The following is a 22,429-nucleotide window of genomic DNA, read 5'->3' as shown; positions in this document are numbered from 1 at the left end:
AAAGCGCTTTGCGCCTACGCGATGGATTTGAAAGAGTGCGCTCAAGCTAAGGCGTTATGAATCAGGCGCTAAGCAAAGCCGGATTTAAAGTCGGGGCTCGGCCACAGCCGGGGTTCTTTCGCTACCAAAACCGTCCCCGGTTTTCGCCCTTCGGACCAGCCTATCGGCCGTTCAAATCCGTTCCAAACGAATATCTGCGCGGTTTCGGCAATCGTTCCCGCATTGCTCGACCTTCGGCATCCATGCCGCGCCAATTTGCTCACTCGGTCAAAATCGTATACGGCGATAAAATCGATACCGGCTCCGGGCTCTGGACAGCGGCGTTTCGCGAGTGGGGAGGAGCGTTTGCAAGCCAAGAACAAGATACGCATCGGACCCGTTTTTAAAAACAGACCTGTGGTGTACAAGTGCGTCGTCCACCAGTTGGCCCAATTACGCGCAAAACGACGTGACAACACTTTTTACCGGCGTTGCGAGCAGATGCAGCCCGCTTAACGGCAGATAGCGCTTGATATGCATTTTTATCTGACGCATTTGCAGCCGCTGCGACCGTTGCGCCGGCCGGGCGCCGGCAACGGCGCTTGATTTTAACCGCCGTTGGTCGGACCATTAACCAATAACCTAATAATTTTTATAAGCTAAACCCGTATCGGAGAACGACATGCTAGTTTCGGAATTGATGACCACCAAGGTATTTACCGTAGAACCCCACGACCTGATCGACCGGGTATTTTTCCTGATCCACTACGAAAAAATCCGCCATTTGCCGGTGGTCGAGAAAGGCAAACTGGTCGGTATCGTCTCGGACCGCGATTTGTACAAGGCCCTGGGTCCGAAAAGCAATTCCAACGCCGTCGAAGCCAATAAGGACAACACCCAGTTGCATGTGGTCTCGCAGAAAGTCGTGCACATCATGCATCGCGGCGTTTATACCGTTACCCCCGAAACCACGGCCTCGGCGGCTGCGGCGATGATGGCCGACCACCGCATCGGCGCTTTGCCGGTGGTCGAGAAAGACAAATTGGTCGGCATCCTGTCGGCCACCGACATTTTGCGGGTATTCGCCAAATTGGAGCGGGCGCACGAGCAACTGGAAAAAGATCTGAAGCAAGGTAACGCCGGCGCTTAACCCTGCGGGCATCATGGTTGACAGCCGCTCTAGCGCGGTCTAAAACGTGCCGGCGGTACCCGTACCGGTGCCGCGTTCGCCAACGTCGTGCAAGGGGTGGCCGCTATGATGAGAATGTTGCTAGAGGTGGTAATGGTGCTGGCTTTGGTCGGCGGTTTGTTTTTTGTGACCAAGGTGTTGGCCAAGGAAAACCGCGATAGCGGTAAGCCCGGCGGCGACTCGTCGGCGGATTCCGACGGCGGCTGAGCGTTTTCGTCTGCAAAGCCGGTTCGGCCCTCTGCGGCCGAACAAGATTCGCAACCTACCCGCTGCCGGCATTTTCCTGGCGCACAGAATAGTTTTGGATTTGAAAAATGGCTGCCATTCGCAGTATTTGTGTCTATTGCGGTTCCAGTCCGGGCCGTAGCGAAATATATGTCGCCGCTGCCCGGCAACTAGCCGCAGCCTTGGTCGAACGGAATGTGCGTCTGGTATACGGCGGCGCCGGTATCGGCGTGATGGGTGCCGTCGCCGACCGGGTATTGGAGCTCGGCGGCCAAGTGGTCGGCGTAATTCCGCAAGCGCTGGCAACCAAGGAAGTCGCCCACCCCGGTTTGACCGAGCTGCACGTCACCGCATCGATGCATGAGCGCAAAATGCGGATGGCGGAATTGGCGGACGGCTTTATTGCTTTGCCAGGCGGCATCGGCACGTTGGAAGAATTATTCGAGATATGGACCTGGGCTCAGCTCGGGTTTCACGCCAAGCCCTGCGGCGTGCTGAATATCGCCGGCTATTACGATGCCTTGATTCGATTCCTCGACCACGTCGCCGCCGAACAATTCGTCAAACCGCAAACGCGGGCGCTGCTGATGGTCGACACCGATCCGGCGGCCTTGCTGGAACGCTACGCCGGCTACCGGGCGCCGGCGGTCGCGCATTGGCTGGAGCGCAGCCAGACCTGAGATTTAGTACTCGGCGTCGTGGTAGACGTTTTGCACGTCGTCCAGATCGTTCAACATATCCAGAAATTTTTCGAACATCGCCACATCGTCTCCTGCAATCGGCGTCAAGCCTTTCGGCAAGAATTGAATTTCGTCGGCTTCGAAGTCGATCTCGCCCAATAAATCCAGTAACGCCTGTTTGGCTTTGAAATAGTCGGAATGCGGCGCGAATACGGTGATCTTGCCATTGTCGTTTTCGATATCGCTGACGTCCACGTCCGCCGCCAACAGCGCCTCCAACACCGCATCCTCGTCGTCGTGCTTGAAAGCCAGAATCGCAGCGTGGTCGAACATGTGGCCAACCGTGCCCGGCGTACCGATCTTGGCTTTGGTTTTAGTGAAGCACAGGCGGACGTCGTTGAAAGTGCGATTGGGGTTGTCGGTCAGGCAATCGACGATGACCATGCAGCCGCCGGGGCCGAAGCCTTCGTAACGCGCCGGTGCGAAATCCTCGCCGCCGGCACCCTTGGCCTTTTCCAAGGCTTTTTCGATGACGTGGGACGGCACCTGGTCTTTCTTGGCCCGGTCGATCAAGCCGCGCAAGGTCAGATTGCCGGCCGGATCGACGCCGCCGGACTTGGCGACCACATAGATTTCCCGGCCGTATTTGCTGTAAATCTTGGTTTTGGCGTCGGCCGTTTTGGCCATCGATACTTTTCGGTTTTGGTAGGCTCTGCCCATGAGTGCGCTGCTCCCGGTAATCGCAGTAATGAAGTCGGCGGATTTTACAGGCAGATTTTAACGAGGGGAACCGTTAGTGGGGCATTTCGTCGGGTACCGGCGCCGCTTCGAGCGGTTTAGGGCGCCGGATTCCGTTGCGAATTAATTCAATGCCGTAGTTTGCCGCTGCCGACACGCGCTAAGGATGCCGAAACTGGCGGCGGCAAACAACCATAGCATAGGCGGTAGCGGTACGGCGCTGACGTCGAAAGCGATTTCGCCGATTTCCGAAACCAGATAAGCCTCGTAATACGAATTGATCTGCAATCTGACGTAGCGGCCGACCGAATCGTCCAGGTCGAATACCGTTGCCGGATACGGCGCGCGCGGGCGATTATCGTCGGGCATTTCCGGGTTGGTAAACGAGCCTATGGCAGTGGGGGCGGCGAAATCGGCGGTCTTGGAGCTGTACAAATTTATCTCCGCAACGTTGGCGCCGCTGTTGGCGGCCATGTTCCATAACGCCATTTGCTTGATGCTGTAGTTGGCGCCCAAATCGAAATCGAGGGTGCCGGTGCAGGGACAATAAGCCGGGCTGATCCAGCCGTTGCCGATTTCCGGCGTGCCGCCGATATGGGTCGGGTTGGAGCCGATGTATGCGGCGAAATCGGTGACGCCGCTAGTGAAGCCGAGGGAAAGGCCGGATTGGTTGAACATCGGCGTCTCGTCGGTATCCTCCGGAAAGCCCGCGATGCCTTTGTAATTGCCTATCGTGTTGTTAATCACCGCAATCGGCGACAGGATGGTGCCGGCCAGTGCCGGCTGAGTTAGCAGAACCAGGGCAAGAGCGGCGGCGGCGGTTGAGCGCAGTCGGGCAAAGCAAATCATAAAAACCTCCTGTAGATTTGAAATCCTCCACTCCATGCCGCCAAGGCATGCCGTGCGGAGGTTGTTGCAATCTACTCTAGCTCTGCAGATCAGTCAAATGCGCATTATCTGAATGACTTATATGAAAAATTTTATATGCCGACTGAGCTAAACGCGCATCCTGGCGGTAACCGGTAACGGATTCGAATCGGATAAAAAGCCAGTTCGTTAAGCAATTTGTAAGACAGCGCGGCCAGAATGCCGCCCAACCAAATTGCAACAACACGGAGTATCAGTCCATGACCAAACCTAAGATGAAATTGAACAAACATATCTGGATTTGCTCTTGCCCGCTGGCGATCGGTGCCGGCCATTCCGCCAAGGAAGCCTACAAACGCTGGAGCGACAACTGGAAAGCGAAATCGGTGTTTTTGCCGGAGTTTCGTTATTGAACCAACCGGCGGAAACCCGCCTCGATTCCGGCAATTGCCAGCAGAGCCAAGCGCGGCTGGACCATACAAAGCCGGCTTTGCTCCGCTGAACCGGCACGGCCGGGCGTTTATTTCATTGCGGACAGCGGCGGAAGCCAATGCGCTATAGCGCTTGGCGAGCGGTACCGTCGCCGACTCGGCGCTGGCAACCGATCCAACCGACCAGCGCGGAAAGCATCAGCCAAGCCGCGCCGGGTATCGACACCACCCGCACGCTTACGTTCGCCGCCATGAACGGAGCCAAGCACTCCAAAGACGAGTCGTTGCAAGACTCGCCGTCGACGGCAATCGTGTAGTTTCCGGCAGCCAACGCCAATATCAAGGTCTCAGTTATACCGTCGTTGCCGGCGAAATGGCCGGGGTTGGCGAAGCCGCCGCTGCCGGTAACGATACAATTCGGCCCGGCACAAGCGGTGCTGCTAACCGACGAAATGTAATCGATCCGGCTCCACTCGCCGTCGCCGTTGGCCATGCTCCAATTGCCGAACGGATCGAATTGGCCGGCAAAACCGTCGAACGGGCCGTTCAACACATCGAAATTAGCCGGCACCCAGCCTCCGACTTCCGCTTCGTATTTCAAGCCGCCCAAGGTGGTGAAGTTCAGCGTGTCCCGGTAACCGTCGTGCGCTTGATAGTTCTGTGCGTACCATTGCGCCGGACTCAAGCCGTTCAGATTGGGATCGGCCACGTTCCAGGCCGGGTTTTCCACCAGTATCGGATAGCCGGACACCGGGTCTGTCAACACGGCGCCGTTGTTGTCGTAACCGGCCGGAATGTAATGGCTGATCAATGGGTCGTCCGGGCGACGGTCGTGCGCCGAAGCCGTATACAACAGATTATCGTCGTAACTCGCCAAGGGATCGTGGCCGTCGTAATCGTGCGAATGGCCAGGCAACAGACCGGCGTAGACGCTGAACGCCGGGTTCATTTGGGCCGAGGCGGCGGTTACGCTGATTTGGACGTTGGCGGCCTGAGCCAGATTGAACTTGAAAAAGCCGGTGGCGCTGGCAAGCGCATGGCTGTCGCCCAAGCTGTCGCCGGTCCCCGCGATCCAGCCGAAACGCGAAAACCGGCCCCTGCTCATGGTAGCAGAATCGCCGACGGCGCTAAGACTGCCCAAATCGCCGTAACTGATGTGGGCCGTTGCCGGCGGGGCAAACGCCACCAACCCGGCAGCGGCCAATAAAGCGTAAAAAAGTTTGTTCATATGAAATCCTGCTAAAAATGCCGATCTATGCCTGACCGGTTAAATGGCCAAGTAAATGCGGCGGCGCCTTTCACCGACTCCGCCGCGGCGATCAAACGTCCGGCCGTCAGCCTATGCCGGACGGCCGACACCAAGCGGCGCTCAGACGTTGGCGGGCTTGCGCCGCGCCGCGCCGGCAAAGCCCGCCAGCACCGACCCGAACAACCAGACCGCGCCCGGCAGCGGCACTGCGGTTGGCGCCAGAAGGTAGGCATGGCCTTCAGTAATGCCCAGCAGGCTGTTTTTGGCGTTGCCGACGATCCAGCCTTGGCTGTTGATGCCGGTCGCCTCGGTCAAAATCCAACCCGCTGCCGCCACGCTCGGCTCCAGCAAGCTATTCAGGTCGATGGCTGTACCTCCGCTCCATACCGTGGCACGTTGGCTGCCATCGGCCAAATTGCTCCAACCGACGATTGCGCCGCCATCGTTGATCGCCAGCGCCCGGCTTTCCAAACCGCCCAAGGTACCCAAATCGATTGCGCTGCCAGCGCTCCAAAGTGCGGCATGGCGTTCGGCATCGCCGGTGAGGTCGCTCCAACCCACGATTTGGCCGGCATTGTTGATCGCCAACGCATTGCTCTCGCTACCGCCCAAGGTACCGAGATCGGCAACGCCGGCGTTGTTCAGATTCCAGACTGCCGCGTGGCGGAATTCGTCGCCGTCGAGATAGCTGCTGCCGACAGCTTGCCCGGCATTGTTGATGCCGTTGCCTTCGCTAGAAGCGCCGCCCAGTGTTGCCAACACGGTGGGATTGACGCTGTTGTTCCACGATACCGCTTTGGTGGCGCTTTCGTCGGCAGTAACCGAAGTACCGATCACTTGGCCGGCGTCGTTGATGCCGGTAGCTATACTCCAACGTCTATCGTTCGGGTCGGTCGCACCGCCCAAATCGTTCAAATCGGTTCGGGTGCTGCCGTTCCAGACTGCCGCGTGGATATAGCCGACGAAGGCACGAGACGAGCCGCCGGCTATGGTTCCGGCCGAGTTGATGGCCCAACCACCGTTGAAACGGCCCGGATCGGAGATCAGGTTCAGCGTGGCGCCGTTCCAGCGCGAAAGAACCCAACCCTGGTCTTCGCTGGGCGTGCCCAGGCTGTTGATGCCGGTGGTTTGGTTAGCGTTATTGATCGCGTTGGCAGATGAATACGGACCGCCGGCGGTGCCGAGGTCGGTAAAACCATAGTCGGCGGCGTGGGCCGGGGCGGCCAGACAGCCGCATACGGCCAAGGCCAGTGCGGCGCGCAGTTTCAGGACGGAAGCGGGTAATGTTGGAGAACTCATGTGTAATTCCTTTAAAGATTTTTAATCGAGTAATGCCGGTCCGGCGTGAGCGGACATAGCGACTAGCCGAGTAGCCTGTTAGAGCGGCCGCGCTTTGCGTTTTTTAGCGGCGCCAAACAATGCCAGCGCGCTGCCGAACAGCCAGACCGCACCCGGCACCGGTACCGCGGCCGGCGTCAGGCTGAAGCTGCCCAATACGCCTCGGTTGGCATTGTTGGCCTGGCTGGTATAGACCGCGCCGCCGACAAATACCGTGTAACTGCCGGGTGCCAGATTGCTGAACAACTTGGATACCGATCCGTCTTGCAAGCCGTCGCCGCCGGGAATCGGGTAGGCGTTGCCGTCCGCTAACGGCGAATTGGCGGCCGGCAAGGTCTGGCTACCGTCGTAGGCGCTGCCTATGTATTCGAAACGGCTGGGCGATGCGGCGCCGGGATCGGGGTCGTTGGTGATATTCCAACTGGTTAGCGATCTGAAGGAACCTTCCGTCGCCGTGCAGCCCGGTGTCGCGACGCAATCGGCGACCCTGAGCAATTCCGACCCCACCGAATAGTCGTGGTCGGAACCGACGGCACCCGAGTGGGGCGAGCCCAAGTAGAGAGAAAAGCCGGGAACCATGCCGTTAATGCCGAACGCATTCGCTTTCTTATCGAACTGCAGCAGGACATTGGCGCGGCCGGTCAAGGTAAACGCAAACGCCGCCAGTTTATGGGTGTCGGCCCAATCGGCGTCGGCGCCGTCGGCCCAGCCGTAGTTGCCGACCGCCCCGCTGTTCAACGAAATCGGCGCCACGGCCGAGGCGCCATCGAAGGTGCCGAAATTGACCGGGATGATGTGCGCCGTGGCCGGCGTCGACGATATGGCGCCCAGTAACAGCGCTAACGGGATTTTTCTGTCGAAACCCGAACCCGCTGCGGCACCGAAGCGATGCCGCGGATTCGATTGCGCTTTAGAGATAGTCATAGTTTGTATGCCTTGATGTTGGGATTGCGGTATCGATAGCCTTCCGGCTATCGGCCTCGTCCTCGGTCGTCCGAGCGGCAACCGGGCTGTCTGAAACAGACCCCATGGCTTTCCGGCCCCGTCTCGCGGCGGGTGTGGCTTTGCCGTCGTCCGTGACGCGGGTTAAGCGCCTAACGCCGCTAAATTGCCGAACGGTCGGCAGCGGATTGCGCGCTTATCCCGAAACGGCCTGTAGCTGGCCGTCATCGTTAAGGACGACGGCGACCGGGAAAGTCCCAAAATTTTTTTTTACAAAGCGTTTGTGCCGGCGAGCGGCTGTCGATTGATCCGGAACTTAGGAATGTATCGGACGGCGTATTGCGGGGTTAGCGAAGGCGGGGTCAATACTCGACGCGGAATGCGCCGAGAAACGTGCGCGGCGCGCCGAAGAAAATATCGTAGCCGGTGTTGCTGCCGACGAAATAATACTTGTCGAACGCGTTCTCGACATTCAGTTGCGCGGTCAGCTTGCTATGGCCGAGTTTCAGCGAATAGGCCGCCATCACGTTGGCCGACACATACCCGGGAACCTGGTAGTCGTTGGCTTGATTGCCTTGGCGCTGGCCGACGGCATTACAGCCGGCGCCCAGTTTCAAATGTGCGAACGGGCCGCTCTGGAATTCGAAGCTGGTAAACAGGCTGCCCGAGTGGCGCGGAGCGTTGGGCAGCCGGTGGCCCTGGTCGCCGCTGCCGTTGCTGCCGCCGGTATCGCGAACGATTTCGGCAAACATCAAATAGCTGTAACCGCCGACGATGCGCCAGCCCGGTAACGGTTCGCCGCTGATTTCCAGTTCCGCGCCGCGACTTTGCGCCGCGCCGATGGCCGTCGACAGTTGCGGATTGACCGGGTCCGACACGGCCGCATGCTGTTTGCTCAGATCGAAATAAGCGGCGCTGGCGAAAAATTTGCCGTTTGCCAACTCGGTCTTGGCTCCCAGCTCCCATTGCTGCGCGGTTTGCGCCGGCAACATCTCGCCGGCGCCGTTGCGGCCGTTCTGAGCGCCGAAATTCTCGCTGTAATTGGCATAAAGCGACAATTCGGGCAACGCCCGCCACAACAGGCCGCCGCGCGGACTGACTCGGTGTTCGTCGCCTGCGATCGAGTTCAGCAAGCGGTCTAACTGGTTGGCTTGATCGAAACGCAAACCGCCCAAAACAAACACCCGGTAAGGCATTTCGATCTGGTCCTGCAGGTACAAACCGAACCAGGACGTGCTGGTGTCGACGGCAAAAAAGGTTCGGCGGGCGGAATCGATGCCGTCGAAGCCGATAGGGCTATAGACCGGAGCGAAGACGTTGAAGCTGCCCGGTAAAAAACGCACGTCGAACGGATCGCTATCGTCGGCGCGGTAGTAATCGCCGCCTAACAGTAGCGTATGTTTCAGCCCCGCCGCGGCGACGCGGCCGGTTAGCTGCAGCGAGGTAAAGAAATTGTCCGAACGGGGCTGCTGCCGACCGAGGCCGCGCTGGATATTGCCGGCGGCATCGGCCGGACCGGTAAAAAAGGAATTTTCGATCTCCGCGCGAATCGAGTGGTAGTAAAAACGTTGCGATAGTTGCCAAAAATCGTTGAATTCGTGCGACCAATTAAAGCCGGCCAACATCCGGTAGCCGCGATTGGCCAGGAAATCCGGCTCGTCGGTGTTACGGCTGCGGGCTACCGCGGCCGGGCGATTGCCTAGCGGCGGAATTGCCGCTCCGGGCGATTCGTCGAACCTCTGATATTCGAATTCCGCAGTGAACTGGCTGCGCGAGTTCGGTTGCCATTTCAACACCGGAGCGACAAACAAGCGGTCGCTGGCGACGAAGTCGGTAAACGAGCCAGCATTTTCGTAAGCGGCGTTGAAACGGTAGAGCACATTGCCGCTGCTAGCGGCCGGACCGGTGGCGTCGAGGCTGGTCCGGTAATAGTCGAACGAACCGAACTGCTGCTGCACAGCGTAATACGGCTTGGCCGAAGGCTGCTTGGTGACCATGTTGACGATGCCGCCGGGTTCGGCGCGGCCGAACAGGATCGAGCCGGGGCCTTTCAGTACTTCCAGCCGCTCCAGATTGGCCGGGTCGCGTTTGCTGGAAAAACCGTTGGAATAGGCTTGTGGGAACGGGCTGCCGTCGCGGTAGGCCAAAATGCCGTTACCGGTGCTGAAACCGCGCATGGTATAGCTGTCGCGCAGCAAGGCGCTCGACGCCTCCGGCAACACGCCGGCAACCAGTTGCAGCGCCTGGTCGAGGCGAACGGCTTGGCGGTCGAGCAAGACCTGCCGGGTAACGCCCGCTACCGAAAACGGCGTTTCCATCAGCGCAGTGTCGGTTTTAGTGGCGGTAACGGAATTCTGCAGCCGGTAATCCTGATTCGCCGGATTGCCCGGCGGCACGGTGCGCCTGCCGACCACGGTGAAGTCGGGAAGGCTGGCATCCCCAGTCGCGGCGGTTGCCGCATGATGCAGCAGAACGCTGTTGTCGGCGTTAATCGTAAAACCAAGACCGCTGCCGGCCAGAATTTTTGCCAATGCTTGGCTCGGCTTCAGCCGGCCGCTGGCGCCGGACGAATTCAGGCCCGCCGTCAGTTGGCCGTCAGCAACGATCTGCAGTCCGGATTGCAGCGAGAATTCGACCAGCGCCCGATCCAAAGCCTGGGCCGCGATATGGCAGGCGAAGTCAACGTCGAGCACGCTGCCGGCCACTGCGTCGTAAGCCGGCAGAGCCAGCAATGCCGGCAATAACAAGTGATGCCAGGCCGTTGTTCGGTCTCCGGGCGGCGCAGCTGTAAGCGGGCCTGCCGGATTATGCCCGGGAATCTGGGGCATATGCGTGCCCGGCGTCAGCCCAGCAACACCCAAAAACCGGCCAGCCGGCGGGCGCGGACATTCAGTGTTTGTTCCAGTGCCGAAACGGCGTCATCCGGACGGTCGACGGCGAATACCGCGGTGATCGGCCGCCGGGCTAGCGCCGGATCGGTCAACACCAGCTTGTCGCCGCGGTAACGGTTCAGCTCTTCGACCGCTTCGGCCAACGGCGTTTGTACGAATACGATGCGCCCCTGCTGCCAAGCCAGGCTGCGGCTCAAATCGACCGGTTCCAGGCCGGCGGCCCGGCCGTCGCGGTAAACGGCGGTCTGGCCCGGCGCCAAGGCCAAAATCGGATCGGTATTGCGGACCGTGCTGGTTTCCACTCGCCCCTCGGCCACGCTGATGCTGACTTCCGCGGCGGCCCGTTTAACGGCGAATTCTGTGCCGGTCACTTTGGCGCGGGTATCGCCGGCGATTACCCAAAAAGGGCGTTCCGCGGCGTGTGCGACTTGGAAGTAGGCTTCCCCGCGCAATAATTCGACGCGGCGCTGGTTCGCCTGCAACGATACCTTCAGCGCTGTATCGGTATTCAATACCACTGTCGAGTCGTCCGCCAGCGCAATCCGGCGTTGTTCGCCGGCGACGGTATGGTAATCGGCCTGTCGGTTTTGCCACCAATCCGACTGCAGCACTCCGGCCAGCAACAACAGGCTGGCGGCTGCCGCAGCCGGTATCCGCACCAGAAGCCGTTTGCGGCGGTTGACGTTGGCGGAGTGTAGGTTGCGGCTCGGCGTCGGGCCGGCATCGCCGGCATGTTCGGCCCGCAAGGCTTTGGCCGGCGCTTCCAGTTCGGCGAACAGGAGTTGCACGGCATCCCAGGCCGCGGCGTGTTGCGGCGAGACGTTGAGCCAAGCGACGAAGGCTTCGCGTTGCTGCTTATCGGCGTTGTCGGCGCGCAAGCGAAAAAACCAGCCGCTGGCGGCGGCGAACAGGTCTTCCTGTTCGGGTAAAGGCGTGTGAGGCTCGATGGGGGGAACTCCGATTGGACTGGCGGAAACGGCGGCGATAGCGGTTCGGCCATTTAAGCAGCGTTCATGGTTTTGTCAAAAAGTTTCTGCACTGCATTAGCGCCTGGTGCAGGTGGTGTTCGACGTTACGCTCGGAGATGTTCAGGCGGAGGGCGATTTGTTTGTAACTGAGTTCGTCGGCCCGGTATAGCAAAAAGATTTCCCGGGTTTTGTTCGGCAGGCTGGCGATCGCGCGCTGCAGTTGTTGTTCGACGCAACGCTTGGCGATAACGGCCTCCGGGTCGGATTTATGGTCGGGCATGTTATCGTCCAAGGCTACGAATTCGCGCTCCTGGTCCCGCTTGGCCGCGCGTAAATGGTCGCGGGCCAGATTACTGGCGATAGTAAACAGAAAGGCATTCAGATCGAGGATGGCGGCTTGCGGGGTCTGTTTTAAAAATCGAAAGTAGGTTTCTTGGGCCAGTTCCTCGGCATTTTCGCGGGAGTGGACCATGTAGTACAGATAGTTGGTCAACTGCTCATGGCGTTCGTTGAAAAAGGCGGTCAAATCGGGAGCGGGTGCGAGCTTGTCGCCAAATAATGTCATGCCGGTGCAATATCAAGTAACTGGACTTGGTTGACGAGCATTATTTATACCAAACGTACCATTGCGGCTTGTGCGGGTTAACGGCCAGACCGGCTGAGGCAAATGCCTCGGCCGTTGCGGGATATGCCGTAAAAATTGGTTTCGCCGCGCCACTCGCCGATGGCCGGCGGCAGTTATGGCGGCCGGCTTGGCTGAACCGTTGCGGGCGTGCTAGTCTCAGGGCCGGAATGCGGCGAACGGCCGTTGGCAGGTATAAGGCTCGAGACCTTGGCACAGCCCCCAAAAACTGCCGAAGAGGCCTTCGCTGCCCGGTTTCCAGTTTTCGGAGAAGGCTTCGAACACGACACCGGACCAGCCGCGTTCCGCCAGTTTCTCGAAGGTGGTGCGCACGACCAATGCCTGATTTTCCGGATTGGCGATGCCGCAACGTTGGCCGGTATGGCGGTTGCTTTCCGAGCCTCCGGCCGGGCCGTTCGGCCAGCCGAATTCGGTGATGACGACGTCTTTGCCGGGGTAGGTCCGGCGCAGTTCCTCGACCCGAGCGATATGGAAAGCGGCGGCCTGTTCGGCGCTGGTGCAGGTATGGATCGGCGAAAACTTGTTCTCCCACCACGGAAAAATATTGGTCCCTATCCAATCGACTTTGTCGGCAAACAGGGTCGGCCGGCAGTTCAGGCTGCGGTCGCACCATTCCCACCAGGTATCGATGGTCGTGATCGGCTGGCGGACGCCGGCCTGGCGCAAACTGTCGATGCAGCGCAAAATTTCGCCGTCGAAACGATTGCCGTGGCGGGTGCGGACCTCCGAACCGCAACTCAACGCGATAATCGTGTCTGGATAGGATTTGGCGGTATCGATGCCGGCCACGATGGAGCGGGTATTCATCGCCGCATCCCTGTCCAGCCAAACGATGGCGATGACTTTTAAGTGCCGCGCTTGGGCCGAGGCGAACACTTGCCCCAGGCCGTTGATGACGCCGTAAGTCATGATGCAGCGGAACGGCGTTTGTTCGATCAACTGATCGAGCAAACCGTCGATTAGCTGCCTGGACGGCGGCGGACCATACTCCGGCGTCAGGTTGCCGACGTAAGGGCTGAACGCTGCGCATTGCAGGGGTTCTGCGAATAGCGGCCGCTGCGGCGATGGCTGAGAAATCTGCGCTTGCGCGAACTCGGCGAGAAGCAGTTGCGAAAACAACAAAAGTAATAAACGTGTCATGGTGCCTCCGATATAGGTTGCTGTGCTGCGGCCACTTTTCGCCCCGCGTTTGCCGGTTTTGTCGCGTACCCGGCGTTTTGTCTCAGCCGCGCCAGCAGTATTTCCCAACGGCAGCCCAACGCCAGCGCGACCCGGCCAAAAGGCGGCAATCGATGTTCAAACGCCGGGAAACGGTGGCGAAATCCGGAAGCGGCCTTGCCGGCAGCGGAAGGCGAGCCCCGGTCGGGTTTTAATGTTGCGTTAAGCCGGCTTTGGTGAAGTCGTAACCCGATTTTGGCCCGGCGCGATGCCGGGGACCGGGAACGGAATAGCCATTAACATGCAAAACACGGACAAGCCATGCACTATCCAATCGGCAGCGACATGCTGTTCCACTGGCTGGACAATACCGCGCAACTGTCGCAACGGGTCTGCGTGGTGTTGATTGCCGCGCACGTATCGATCCGGATCGACTGGCTCAGGCAAGCCTTGCGCGGCGACAGCCACCTGTGGCGCAACCGCTTGGTCTGTTCGGCGTTTTTCGGCATCTTCGCGATGATCGGCACCCACAGCGGTTTCTTGCTGGACGTTCACCAATTGGGCAAGCATATTGCCTGGCCGGCCGAGTTGTCGGATGCGCTGAAGCATTCGCAGGCTGTGATCGGCTTCCGCGACTTGATGGTGTTGGCGGCCGGCGTTACGGCCGGGCCCTGGATCGGTTTCGGCGCCGGCGTCGCTGCCGGCGGCGAACGTTACTTGTTGGGCGGTTTCGCCGGCGAAGCCAGCGCAGCGGCGACCGTGCTGCAAGGGGTTTGGGCCGGATTGGCGGTTCGATTCTGGCCGGTATTGGCCAGACGCCTGCGCGGCGCCGCTTTCATCGCCCTGGTGGGGACGCTGATGCAGAAAGCGGTGCTGTTGGCGCTGGTATCGCCCTATGCCGACGCGCTGGCGTTAGTGGTGGAAACCGCGCTGCCGGTGGCGGTCGTCAATACCTTCGGCCTATTGCTGTTTTTGTTCGTGATGCAGGATCTGGAGCGCGACCGTCTGGCCAATCAGGCCCGCCAGGCCGAACTGCGGGCATTGAACGCGCAAATCGAACCGCATTTCATGAACAACACATTGAATGCGATCAAGGCCTTGATCCGGCGCGATCCCGACGCCGCGGCGCAGTACGTCGTCAAGCTGGCGCGGTTTCTGGACGACACCCGCACCAATACCGGCGCCAATTCGATCTCGCTGCAACAGGAGATTACCCAGGTCGAACGCTATCTGGATTTCCAACGCCTACGTTTCCCGGAGGCGTTTCAATTTCAACGCAATATCTCGCCGCAACTGTTGCCGTGCCAGTTGCCGCCGCGTTGCCTGCAAACTCTGGCCGAAAACGCCTTGCTGCACGGTATGCAAGGCCAAAACCGGCCGTTGAAAATCGACATCATCGGCGTCGACCACGGCGAAACGTTGACGTTGCGGGTCAGCGATACCGGTTGCGGCATCGCCGCACCGCGCCTGAAAGAACTGGGCAGCCGGCCGGTCGAGTCCGCGGCCGGCAACGGTAGCGGCCTGTACCAGCTCAAGCGCAGCCTGAAATTGGCCTTTCCGCGCCAATCCAACCTGGCCATCAACAGTTGGCCGGGCCACGGTACCGAAGTCATATTGACCATTCCGAAGAGGACCGCCACATGGTAGCCACACAACGCGTATTGCTGGTCGACGACGAATATCTGGCGCGCGACGAACTGAAAGATATTTTGCGGCGCCGGCATCCGGATTTCGAGCCGGTCGCCGAAGCCGCCAACGCCCGCGAGGCTTGGGCCGCTTTGCAGCGGGAGCAAATCGGCGGCGTGTTTCTGGACATCCATATCCAGACCGAAGGCGAACGCGCCGGGCTGGATCTGGCATATGCCATCAACAATCTGCCGGCCGCACCGTGGATCGTATTTATCACCGGCCATCCGCAAACCGCCGTCGAGGCGCACCGGCTGCATCCGGCCCACTATCTGTTAAAGCCGCTGGACGACGCTAAGGTCGACGAAGCCTTGAGCTGGATTCGGCGCCAAGCGGCACGGGCGGTATTCGGCGCCGACCCGCTGCCGCAACGTATCAAAATCCGCCACCGCATCGTTAACCGCTTCGACGAACGCGAAACCCATGTCGAATACGTGGACCCGCGCGAAATCGTATTTATCGCCAAAAACAACGCCGCCAACAGTTTGCGCATCCAGCTCAGTAACGGCACGGCTTTGGACGGGGTTTACGGCGCACTGAAGGAGTGGGAGCACAAATACCCAGGGCTGGGCTTGTTACAAATCCACCGCAGCCATTTGGTGAACATCCGCCAAGTGCGCAGCTTGCGGCCGCGGCCGGGCGAGAACGAAGTGTATAAAGTCGCGCTGAAGGATTCGGCGCACGAACTCGCGGTCGGTCCGGAATATTTGGAAACGTTGCGGCAGAAAATGGAGGTTGGGTTGCGGTAACCGAGCCCGGCCGTGAAACTTCGCTCGGCTTTGTGGCGCAGGATGCCGAGCCGGCTATTAAAGGGTAACGCGACCGGTTTATTTCGGCTTCCGCATAAGGTGCGTAATGGTCGAACAAGGCGACCACGATTTGCGGGAGCGGGGCATTGTCAGACTCTCGCCATGTAATATTCGTCAAATAGCCGGCCGCCTATCTCGAGCGAGCCGGTTCTGACGCCCTCAATCGCGAAGCCGAATTTCCGGTACAGCGCCAATGCCGCGACGTTGTCAGTGCGTACGGTCAGTTCGATACGCGAGATGCCGCTGGCAACGGCTTGTTCGATAGCGGCTGCCATCAGCTTTGCACCCGCGCCTCGCCGCCAATGGGCTTGTGCGACCCCGACCACCAGGGAGGCCATACGGGCGCTGCGGCGTTGTTGGTTGCCCACCAGCACGCAAAATCCGACCAATTCGTCCGCCGTTTCGGCGACGAACATGAAGCGGCCGCCAGTATTGGCAAAAGCTTCGATAATGGCCGCTTGTTCCGACTCTGTGGTTTGGCGTTCTCCCGGCTCGAACAGCATGAAATCAGACTCGTAATCCAACTTGGAAAACAAACTCAACAGAGCTCTAGCGTCGCCGTTTACAGCGTATCGTATGATCATTGCTTAATTTTTACCGAGTTAGGGGTTCGTAGGTTTAAAGACTTTCGGGCCACCCAAAAGTACTGCCGGAAGCTTCCCTGTCTCCACGAGAAATTTTTTCGCGGGTATCCGGACTAACTTCGACCAACGTCCGTTTACCAAATCGTGGCCTGGTTCGATGGCAGCGACAAAGGCAACTTGTTGCTCAGGGTAGTCTCAAAACCAGCGCGGAAGCACCGCGCGAACGATCTCAATTTTGCCCCGAAAACTTAGTCCAATTCGCCGCGTTTTGCCTGGTACATATTCTGATCGGCTTCGTTAATCAACAGATCGATATCGTCAGCGTCATCCGGATAAAGACTGATGCCAATGCTGGCGGTGACCGTAACAGGATGAGAATTGAGCGTCAGCGGTTTGGCGATCGTACGCTGCAAAATATCAGCGACGCGTTGCGCGTTTTCTCGCCCGCCGATGTCCTGCAAAATGACTAAAAACTCGTCGCCGGCCAATCTGCCCGCATAGTCGCAGTTGCGGATGACGTGTGACAGGCGCTTGGCCGTGGCTTGCAACAACATGTCTCCGATGTTGTGGCCGAGGCGGTCGTTGACGGCTTTAAAGCCGTCTAAGTCCAGGAACAGAATTGCAAGCTTGGTTTTTTGGCGAGCCGCTACAGCCAGCGATTGCTTGATCAGCTCTAATATGAGCGCCCGGTTAGGCAGGGACGTGAGCTGATCGTAATGCGCGGCCTGTTCCAATTGCTGCTCCAGATGCTTCTGTTCGGTGATGTCGCGTGCCATACAAAGAATAAAGTTGGCGCGATTCTTGGCGTCTTGAAACGGCGCATTCAGCCATTCGCACAGAATTTCGCTACCGTCTCGCCTGAGGTTGAGATTTTCGCAGCGTACCACTTTATGCCGGCGAATCACCTCGGCCAGTTTTTGCTCCACATCCGCGCAGTAATGGGGTGCAACGATGCTCATGATATTTTTACCCAGCATCTCGCTGCTGCGCCAAAGAAAGGTCTTTTCCGCCTCCGTATTCCAGCTTTTGATAAGGCAACGTTCGTCGAGTACGATCAGGCTCAACGGTGCATGCTCGAACATGGTATTCAGCCGATTTTCATTGATGCTGGCCCGACGGTAGAAACGAAACAGGACGACCGACAGCAGGCTCATTAGCGCCAATCCCACCGCGCCGTAATACAGCGTTGTTCTCAACTTGCTCAGATCGGCTTCGCTGTCGGGAAAGTAGAGCATGGCTTCCACATCGAAATTTTCCGGTAGCAGTCCGAGTTGATGATAGGTTTGCGCAATGTGTTGCCACCGGCCTTTGTTCATGTAACCGGGATCGATTAAGTCCGGTTTCATCAGTTCGGCCATTGCCGCCGCTTCGTAACGTAAATGTTCGATGCTGTGGCGTTGCGAATATTGCTGGTAAATGAGTTGAACGAGTTCCTCCGGGTTCTGCATCGCGTAACGCCAGCCGCGTAAAGTTGCTTCCCGAAAGGCTTTGACCCGCTCGGGCTTGGTCTGGAGTTCGCTATCCAGCGTAAAAAAATTGTCGCCGTAAAAATCGATGCCGCTCATGTTCGGGCTGAATTGGTTATAGGCGATGCGTTGCCGTTTCAGCTCGTAGAGTTCGTCAGTGACGTAAACCGACATGGCATCGGTTTCGCCGGATAAGAGATCGTTTAAATCCTGGCTATGGTGTTGCAACGCAAAGGCTCTGGGCGTGAAGCCCTCCTGATAAAGATAAGCAAACAGTTCGGCGGAGTTGGCTTCTATCATCACCTTGCGATCGACCAACTTGTGGACATGGTCTATGCCGGACGAGGCCAGGGTAATCAAGCTGAGCGGCGAGTGTTGGAAAATCACGCCTAACACCCTGATGTTAGCGCCGCGATAACGATTCAATATCAATTCGCTGGTGCCGACGCCGAATTGGGCGCGGCCGGCAGCCACTTCACTCACCGCGTCGGTACCGGTTTCCGCCTCCACGATGTTTACATCCAGGCCGGCTTCCCGATAAAAACCCTTTTCCTTGGCAGCGTAGTAACCGGCAAATTGAAACTGGTGTTTCCATTTCAGTTGCAAGGTGACTTTGTCCGGTTCGGCGGCCGAGACCGCAGGGCCGGACAGCAGCAGCCAAAACAGCAATACTCTAGCCATGCCGGCATTCGCCGATGTCTTCGAACCAAATGTGCGGCGACTCTGCAATGAAACGCCGCATCAGCGCTTTACAGCGCTCGTCGTCCATTTCGACGACTGTCACGCCGGCTTCGCGCAACCAATCCAGGTGGCCCGCGAAATTTTCCGATTCGCCTACCACCACAGTGCCGATGTTGAACTGGCGGATCAGGCCCGAGCAATACCAGCAGGGCGCCAGTGTGGTCACCAAAATCTTGTCGCGGTAGTTGGTTTGCCGGCCGGCCTTGCGAAAGGCATCGGTTTCGCCGTGAACCGACGGATCGTTATCCTGCACTCGGCGGTTGCGGCCGCGTCCCAACAAATTGCCGTCGGCATCGAACAAGGCGGCACCGACCGGGACACCGCCTTCTTCGAATCCGGTGAGGGCTTCCTGATATGCAATCTTCAATAGGCTATCGTAGTTCATCTGGGTACTCCGAAACTGGGACGCAGCGGCGTCGGATCTTGTAAAACCACATTATGCCGTATCGCCTTCGCCTGTTAAGCCTCGATTGTCGGACCGACGTCAAACTAATGAACACCGATCTCTTCGGCAAGTTCCAGCCGCTTTTGCCGCGATTGACTGGCAAATAAAAAGGGCTTGCCGAACCTTATTCGACAAACCCTTAAATTCCCCTTCACTGCTACGGAATCCCTTCCGTCGAATTCGCCGCGCTATTCCACCGTGACCGACTTGGCCAAGTTCCTGGGCTGGTCGACGTCGGTGCCTTTCAGCACGGCGACATGGTAGGACAGCAGTTGCAGCGGTATCGTGTAGATAATCGGCGAGATGGCGTTGGCGACGCTGGGCATTTTGACGATTTGTACGTTCTCGTCGGCGGCGTCGCTTTCGGCCAAGTCCTCGTCCATGAACACGATCAACTGTCCGCCGCGAGCGCTGACTTCTTGGATGTTGGATTTCAGCTTTTCCAGCAAATTGTTGTTGGGCGCGACCGTGACCACCGGCATTTCGGCGTCGATCAAGGCCAGCGGGCCGTGCTTCAATTCGCCGGCCGGATAGGCTTCGGCGTGGATGTAAGAAATCTCCTTCAGCTTCAACGCGCCTTCCATCGCGATCGGGTAATGGGTGCCGCGGCCGAGGAACAGCGCGTTATGCTTGTCGGCGAAACGCTGCGACAACAGTTCGATGGCGTTGTCCAGCTTCAGCACTTTTTCGATGTTGCCGGGCAGGGCGAACAGTTGCGAAACGATGTGTTCCTCTTTCTCGGCGCTGAGTTCGAAGCGGCGGCCGACGGCGATAATCAGCATCAACAAGGCCACCAACTGGGTGGTGAAGGCCTTGGTCGAAGCGACACCGATTTCCGGGCCGGCGCGGGTCATCAACACCAGCTCCGATTCGCGCACTAGCGAGCTTTCCGGGGCGTTGCAGATCACCAGCGAGTGCTTGACGCCGAGCTTTTTGGCTTCCTGCAAGGCGGCCAGCGTGTCGGCGGTCTCGCCGGATTGGGATATGGTCACGACCAGGGTATCCGGCGCCACGACCGGATTACGGTAACGGAATTCGCTGGCAATTTCGATTGAGCAGGGCACACGGGCGTATTTTTCGAACCAGTAGCGGGCTACCAAGCCGGAATGGTAACTGGTGCCGCAGGCCAGGATCAGCACCGACTTGATTTGGTCGAATACTTCGCCGGCGTTGTGGCCGAAGGCGTTGTCCTGCAGGCGGTTGTCGATGAAGCGGCCTTCCAGCGTTTCCGACACCGCCCAGGCTTGCTCGTAGATTTCCTTGAGCATGTAGTGGCGGTACTTGCCTTTGTCGACCGCGTCGGCCTTGAGCTGGCTTTCGATGACAGGGCGTACCACGCGGCGGCCGGCCTCGTCGAAGATGGTGACGCCATTGATGGTCAATTCGGCGATGTCGCCGTCTTCCAGGAAGATGAAACGTTGCGTGACCGGCAACAAGGCGGCGATATCGGAGGCGATGAAGTATTCGCCGATGCCGATGCCGATCACCAGCGGACTGCCTTTGCGGCAGGCTACCAGCACGTCCGGTTGTTCGCTGTCTATCACTCCCAGCGCATAGGCGCCGCGCAGGCTTTTCACGGTTTTACCGACCGCGTCGAGCAAACTGCCGGCAGCTTTCAGTTCTTCGGCAACCTTGTGCACGATAACTTCGGTATCGGTCTCCGAAGTGAACACGTAGCCGTTTTTCTGCAACGCGGTGCGCAGGTTATCGTGGTTTTCGATGATACCGTTATGCACCACCGCCACTCTGTCCTTGCTGACATGAGGATGGGCATTGCGGGTGCTGGGCTTGCCGTGGGTAGCCCAACGGGTGTGGGCGATGCCGATGCGGCCTTCGATCGGGTCGGCCGCGATCAATTCTTCCAATCCTTTGACTTTGCCCAGTTCGCGTTTTCTGAATATTTCGCCGCTGTGAAGCACGGCAAGTCCTGCCGAGTCGTAGCCGCGGTATTCCAGACGCTTCAAACCTTCAATCAAAATCGGGACCACGTTGCGCTGAGCAACGCCTGCGACTATGCCGCACATATTATTTCTCCTGTTTAACCGGTCTTTGCCAAGTCGGCACGCTAAGCTGTTTGGCGCGGCTCAGCGTCAATTGGCCGTCGGGCGTGTCTTTGGTGATGGTGGAACCCGCACCTATCGTGGCGTTTTTGCCAATCGTCACCGGCGCGATCAATTGGGTATCGGAACCGATAAACGCACCGTCGCCGATCACGGTTTTGAATTTATTGATGCCATCGTAATTGCAGGTGATGGTCCCGGCGCCAATATTGACCTTGCTACCGACTTCGCTATCGCCAATATAGCTCAAGTGGTTGATCTTGCTAGCGCTGGCGACCGTGGACTTTTTGATTTCGACAAAATTGCCGACATGCACGTGGTCAGCCAACTCGGTTTGCGGCCGCAAGCGGGCGAACGGACCGATCCGGCTACCGCTGCCGATGCTGGCATCTTCGATGACGCTGTTAGCCAATATTTCCACACCCTCGGCAATCGTCGCATCCTTGATCAGACAATTCGGTCCGATTTTGACGTTGGAGCCGATCCGATTCGTACCTTGAAAAATAACGTTGACGTCGATATCGATGTCTTGGCCGAGTTCGGCAAATTCGCCGCGGACGTCGATACGAGCCGGATCGCGTAGCGTTACGCCTTTTTCCATCAGCATTTGCGCTTGCTCGGCCTGATAGACCCGCTCCAGATGGGCAAGTTGCGCCCGGTTGTTGACGCCGAGCACTTCGTCGGCACTACCGGCTTGACTGGTTTCGACGGTCAAACCGTCTTCCACCGCCATTTCGATGATGTCGGTCAGGTAATATTCGTTTTGCGCGTTGTTATTGCCGAGTCTGGCCAGCCATTGCTTGAGTTGGCTGCCCTTACAAGCCAGGATGCCGGTATTGCCTTCGTTGATTTGCAACTCGATTTCGTTGGCATCTTTCTGCTCGACGATACGCACCACGGCGTGGTCTTTGTCCCGAACGATGCGGCCGTAGCCGGTCGGGTCTTCGAGTTTGACCGTCAATAGCGCCAGCGAGGTCAAGCTGACTTTATGCAGCAAGGCGTGCAGGGTTTTCGGTTTTAGCAACGGTACGTCGCCGTACAGAATCAAAACCGTGTCCGGATCTTCGACGTGGTGAATCGCTTGTTGTACGGCGTGGCCGGTGCCCAGTTGTTGCTTTTGTTCGATCCAGTTGGCATCGAGTGCGGCCAGCGTTTGTTTGACGGTCTCGCCGCCGTGGCCGTAGATGATGTAGATTTGGTTGTTGTCCAGCGAGCGCGCTGTCTCGTAGACGTGTTGCAATAGCGCCTTATCGGCAATTTCATGCAGTACTTTCGGCCGGGACGAGCGCATCCGCGTACCTTGGCCGGCAGCAAGAATAATGGTTTTTATCGACATCGCT

Annotated in this window: 21 protein-coding genes and 1 riboswitch; of the genes, 7 read left to right on the top strand and 14 right to left on the bottom strand. The window is 58.5% G+C overall.

All coding sequences use genetic code 11. The annotated features are described in order from the left end of the window. The first annotated feature begins 56 nt into the window (after window positions 1-56). The 4 genes from MKFW12EY_RS00615 (at window position 57) to MKFW12EY_RS00600 (ending at window position 2,073) form a co-directional block, all read left to right on the top strand. Window positions 57-386 (top strand): hypothetical protein, encoded by a 330-nt coding sequence (locus MKFW12EY_RS00615; protein ID WP_157199585.1) that lies wholly within the window; start codon window positions 57-59, stop codon window positions 384-386. A 275-nt stretch (window positions 387-661) separates the two neighbouring features. After that, window positions 662-1,129 (top strand): CBS domain-containing protein, encoded by a 468-nt coding sequence (locus MKFW12EY_RS00610; RefSeq protein WP_054763464.1) that lies wholly within the window; start codon window positions 662-664, stop codon window positions 1,127-1,129. A 105-nt stretch (window positions 1,130-1,234) separates the two neighbouring features. Then, window positions 1,235-1,375, top strand: coding sequence for a hypothetical protein (locus tag MKFW12EY_RS00605; RefSeq protein ID WP_157199586.1), 141 nt, complete (start codon window positions 1,235-1,237; stop codon window positions 1,373-1,375). A 107-nt stretch (window positions 1,376-1,482) separates the two neighbouring features. Beyond that, window positions 1,483-2,073 carry an LOG family protein gene (locus MKFW12EY_RS00600; RefSeq protein ID WP_221053819.1) on the top strand — a complete coding sequence of 197 codons (591 nt, stop codon included), beginning with the start codon at window positions 1,483-1,485 and terminating at the stop codon, window positions 2,071-2,073. A gap of 3 nt (window positions 2,074-2,076) precedes the next feature. On the opposite strand, the gene MKFW12EY_RS00595 is transcribed toward MKFW12EY_RS00600, so the two are convergent. Next, the gene (locus tag MKFW12EY_RS00595; protein WP_221053818.1) at window positions 2,077-2,793 is read right to left on the bottom strand and encodes a YebC/PmpR family DNA-binding transcriptional regulator; all 717 of its coding nucleotides are present in this window, start codon (window positions 2,791-2,793) and stop codon (window positions 2,077-2,079) included. Between the two features lie 141 nt (window positions 2,794-2,934). Continuing rightward, complete coding sequence (locus MKFW12EY_RS00590; RefSeq protein WP_221053817.1) at window positions 2,935-3,660, bottom strand: hypothetical protein; 726 nt, start codon at window positions 3,658-3,660, stop codon at window positions 2,935-2,937. Between the two features lie 278 nt (window positions 3,661-3,938). On the opposite strand from MKFW12EY_RS00590, the gene MKFW12EY_RS00585 reads away from it, so the two are divergent. Then, entirely contained in the window at window positions 3,939-4,091 is a 153-nt protein-coding gene (locus MKFW12EY_RS00585) for a hypothetical protein (RefSeq protein WP_157198031.1), read from the top strand. A 142-nt stretch (window positions 4,092-4,233) separates the two neighbouring features. Here MKFW12EY_RS00585 and MKFW12EY_RS00580 read toward each other — a convergent pair whose 3' ends face one another. The 7 genes from MKFW12EY_RS00580 to MKFW12EY_RS00550 form a co-directional block, all read right to left on the bottom strand. Then, complete coding sequence (locus MKFW12EY_RS00580) at window positions 4,234-5,337, bottom strand: hypothetical protein (protein ID WP_054763466.1); 1,104 nt, start codon at window positions 5,335-5,337, stop codon at window positions 4,234-4,236. A gap of 141 nt (window positions 5,338-5,478) precedes the next feature. After that, window positions 5,479-6,657 (bottom strand): hypothetical protein, encoded by a 1,179-nt coding sequence (locus MKFW12EY_RS00575; protein WP_221053816.1) that lies wholly within the window; start codon window positions 6,655-6,657, stop codon window positions 5,479-5,481. A 78-nt stretch (window positions 6,658-6,735) separates the two neighbouring features. After that, the gene (locus MKFW12EY_RS22955; protein WP_054760840.1) at window positions 6,736-7,620 is read right to left on the bottom strand and encodes a hypothetical protein; all 885 of its coding nucleotides are present in this window, start codon (window positions 7,618-7,620) and stop codon (window positions 6,736-6,738) included. A 73-nt stretch (window positions 7,621-7,693) separates the two neighbouring features. Further along, window positions 7,694-7,769: riboswitch (cyclic di-GMP riboswitch) on the bottom strand. Window positions 7,770-8,000: 231 nt separating this feature from the next. Next, window positions 8,001-10,466 carry a TonB-dependent siderophore receptor gene (locus tag MKFW12EY_RS00565; RefSeq protein ID WP_082409760.1) on the bottom strand — a complete coding sequence of 822 codons (2,466 nt, stop codon included), beginning with the start codon at window positions 10,464-10,466 and terminating at the stop codon, window positions 8,001-8,003. A gap of 14 nt (window positions 10,467-10,480) precedes the next feature. After that, window positions 10,481-11,440, bottom strand: coding sequence for a FecR family protein (locus MKFW12EY_RS00560; protein ID WP_280637660.1), 960 nt, complete (start codon window positions 11,438-11,440; stop codon window positions 10,481-10,483). A gap of 100 nt (window positions 11,441-11,540) precedes the next feature. Further along, on the bottom strand, window positions 11,541-12,062 hold the full coding sequence (locus MKFW12EY_RS00555) for an RNA polymerase sigma factor (protein WP_054760833.1): 522 nt from the start codon (window positions 12,060-12,062) through the stop codon (window positions 11,541-11,543). A gap of 216 nt (window positions 12,063-12,278) precedes the next feature. Then, window positions 12,279-13,280: a glycoside hydrolase family 17 protein gene (locus tag MKFW12EY_RS00550; RefSeq protein WP_221053815.1), complete on the bottom strand. Its 1,002-nt coding sequence runs from the start codon at window positions 13,278-13,280 to the stop codon at window positions 12,279-12,281. Window positions 13,281-13,619: 339 nt separating this feature from the next. Here MKFW12EY_RS00550 and MKFW12EY_RS00545 point away from each other — a divergent pair, with 339 nt between their 5' ends. Both MKFW12EY_RS00545 and MKFW12EY_RS00540 read left to right on the top strand, forming a co-directional pair. Then, entirely contained in the window at window positions 13,620-14,945 is a 1,326-nt protein-coding gene (locus tag MKFW12EY_RS00545; RefSeq protein ID WP_054760827.1) for a LytS/YhcK type 5TM receptor domain-containing protein, read from the top strand. Next, window positions 14,939-15,733, top strand: coding sequence for a LytR/AlgR family response regulator transcription factor (locus tag MKFW12EY_RS00540; RefSeq protein WP_054760825.1), 795 nt, complete (start codon window positions 14,939-14,941; stop codon window positions 15,731-15,733). Before MKFW12EY_RS00545 ends, MKFW12EY_RS00540 begins: the two co-directional genes overlap by 7 nt. 149 nt (window positions 15,734-15,882) lie before the next feature. On the opposite strand, the gene MKFW12EY_RS00535 is transcribed toward MKFW12EY_RS00540, so the two are convergent. The 5 genes from MKFW12EY_RS00535 to glmU form a co-directional block, all read right to left on the bottom strand. Continuing rightward, complete coding sequence (locus tag MKFW12EY_RS00535; protein ID WP_054760823.1) at window positions 15,883-16,377, bottom strand: GNAT family N-acetyltransferase; 495 nt, start codon at window positions 16,375-16,377, stop codon at window positions 15,883-15,885. 248 nt (window positions 16,378-16,625) lie between these two features. Continuing rightward, the gene (locus MKFW12EY_RS00530) at window positions 16,626-18,524 is read right to left on the bottom strand and encodes a diguanylate cyclase domain-containing protein (RefSeq protein WP_221053814.1); all 1,899 of its coding nucleotides are present in this window, start codon (window positions 18,522-18,524) and stop codon (window positions 16,626-16,628) included. Continuing rightward, window positions 18,517-18,969 carry a nucleoside deaminase gene (locus MKFW12EY_RS00525; protein ID WP_064027037.1) on the bottom strand — a complete coding sequence of 151 codons (453 nt, stop codon included), beginning with the start codon at window positions 18,967-18,969 and terminating at the stop codon, window positions 18,517-18,519. The genes MKFW12EY_RS00530 and MKFW12EY_RS00525 overlap by 8 nt, the downstream gene beginning before the upstream one ends. A 248-nt stretch (window positions 18,970-19,217) precedes the next feature. Then, entirely contained in the window at window positions 19,218-21,053 is a 1,836-nt protein-coding gene (glmS, locus tag MKFW12EY_RS00520) for a glutamine--fructose-6-phosphate transaminase (isomerizing) (protein ID WP_064020055.1), read from the bottom strand. Between the two features lies 1 nt (window position 21,054). Next, complete coding sequence (gene glmU, locus MKFW12EY_RS00515; protein ID WP_054760820.1) at window positions 21,055-22,425, bottom strand: bifunctional UDP-N-acetylglucosamine diphosphorylase/glucosamine-1-phosphate N-acetyltransferase GlmU; 1,371 nt, start codon at window positions 22,423-22,425, stop codon at window positions 21,055-21,057. Window positions 22,426-22,429 lie beyond the last annotated feature (4 nt).

This window comes from Methylomonas koyamae (genome assembly GCF_019669905.1).
In the GTDB taxonomy this organism is placed as follows: Bacteria; Pseudomonadota; Gammaproteobacteria; order Methylococcales; family Methylomonadaceae; genus Methylomonas; species Methylomonas koyamae.
Note: the sequence above shows the minus strand (reverse complement) of the source record. Positions and strands in the feature narration are given on the sequence as shown.

Excerpts from the sequence above, each read along its gene's own strand:
- MKFW12EY_RS00615 (WP_157199585.1), top strand. The coding sequence starts at position 57 with ATGAATCAGGCGCTAAGCAAAGCCGGATTTAAAGTCGGGGCTCGGCCA.
- MKFW12EY_RS00610 (WP_054763464.1), top strand. The coding sequence starts at position 662 with ATGCTAGTTTCGGAATTGATGACCACCAAGGTATTTACCGTAGAACCC.
- MKFW12EY_RS00605 (WP_157199586.1), top strand. The coding sequence starts at position 1,235 with ATGATGAGAATGTTGCTAGAGGTGGTAATGGTGCTGGCTTTGGTCGGC.
- MKFW12EY_RS00600 (WP_221053819.1), top strand. The coding sequence starts at position 1,483 with ATGGCTGCCATTCGCAGTATTTGTGTCTATTGCGGTTCCAGTCCGGGC.
- MKFW12EY_RS00595 (WP_221053818.1), bottom strand. The coding sequence starts at position 2,793 with ATGGGCAGAGCCTACCAAAACCGAAAAGTATCGATGGCCAAAACGGCC.
- MKFW12EY_RS00590 (WP_221053817.1), bottom strand. The coding sequence starts at position 3,660 with ATGATTTGCTTTGCCCGACTGCGCTCAACCGCCGCCGCCGCTCTTGCC.
- MKFW12EY_RS00585 (WP_157198031.1), top strand. The coding sequence starts at position 3,939 with ATGACCAAACCTAAGATGAAATTGAACAAACATATCTGGATTTGCTCT.
- MKFW12EY_RS00580 (WP_054763466.1), bottom strand. The coding sequence starts at position 5,337 with ATGAACAAACTTTTTTACGCTTTATTGGCCGCTGCCGGGTTGGTGGCG.
- MKFW12EY_RS00575 (WP_221053816.1), bottom strand. The coding sequence starts at position 6,657 with ATGAGTTCTCCAACATTACCCGCTTCCGTCCTGAAACTGCGCGCCGCA.
- MKFW12EY_RS22955 (WP_054760840.1), bottom strand. The coding sequence starts at position 7,620 with ATGACTATCTCTAAAGCGCAATCGAATCCGCGGCATCGCTTCGGTGCC.
- MKFW12EY_RS00565 (WP_082409760.1), bottom strand. The coding sequence starts at position 10,466 with ATGCCCCAGATTCCCGGGCATAATCCGGCAGGCCCGCTTACAGCTGCG.
- MKFW12EY_RS00555 (WP_054760833.1), bottom strand. The coding sequence starts at position 12,062 with ATGACATTATTTGGCGACAAGCTCGCACCCGCTCCCGATTTGACCGCC.
- MKFW12EY_RS00550 (WP_221053815.1), bottom strand. The coding sequence starts at position 13,280 with ATGACACGTTTATTACTTTTGTTGTTTTCGCAACTGCTTCTCGCCGAG.
- MKFW12EY_RS00545 (WP_054760827.1), top strand. The coding sequence starts at position 13,620 with ATGCACTATCCAATCGGCAGCGACATGCTGTTCCACTGGCTGGACAAT.
- MKFW12EY_RS00540 (WP_054760825.1), top strand. The coding sequence starts at position 14,939 with ATGGTAGCCACACAACGCGTATTGCTGGTCGACGACGAATATCTGGCG.
- MKFW12EY_RS00535 (WP_054760823.1), bottom strand. The coding sequence starts at position 16,377 with ATGATCATACGATACGCTGTAAACGGCGACGCTAGAGCTCTGTTGAGT.
- MKFW12EY_RS00530 (WP_221053814.1), bottom strand. The coding sequence starts at position 18,524 with ATGGCTAGAGTATTGCTGTTTTGGCTGCTGCTGTCCGGCCCTGCGGTC.
- MKFW12EY_RS00525 (WP_064027037.1), bottom strand. The coding sequence starts at position 18,969 with ATGAACTACGATAGCCTATTGAAGATTGCATATCAGGAAGCCCTCACC.
- glmS (WP_064020055.1), bottom strand. The coding sequence starts at position 21,053 with ATGTGCGGCATAGTCGCAGGCGTTGCTCAGCGCAACGTGGTCCCGATT.
- glmU (WP_054760820.1), bottom strand. The coding sequence starts at position 22,425 with ATGTCGATAAAAACCATTATTCTTGCTGCCGGCCAAGGTACGCGGATG.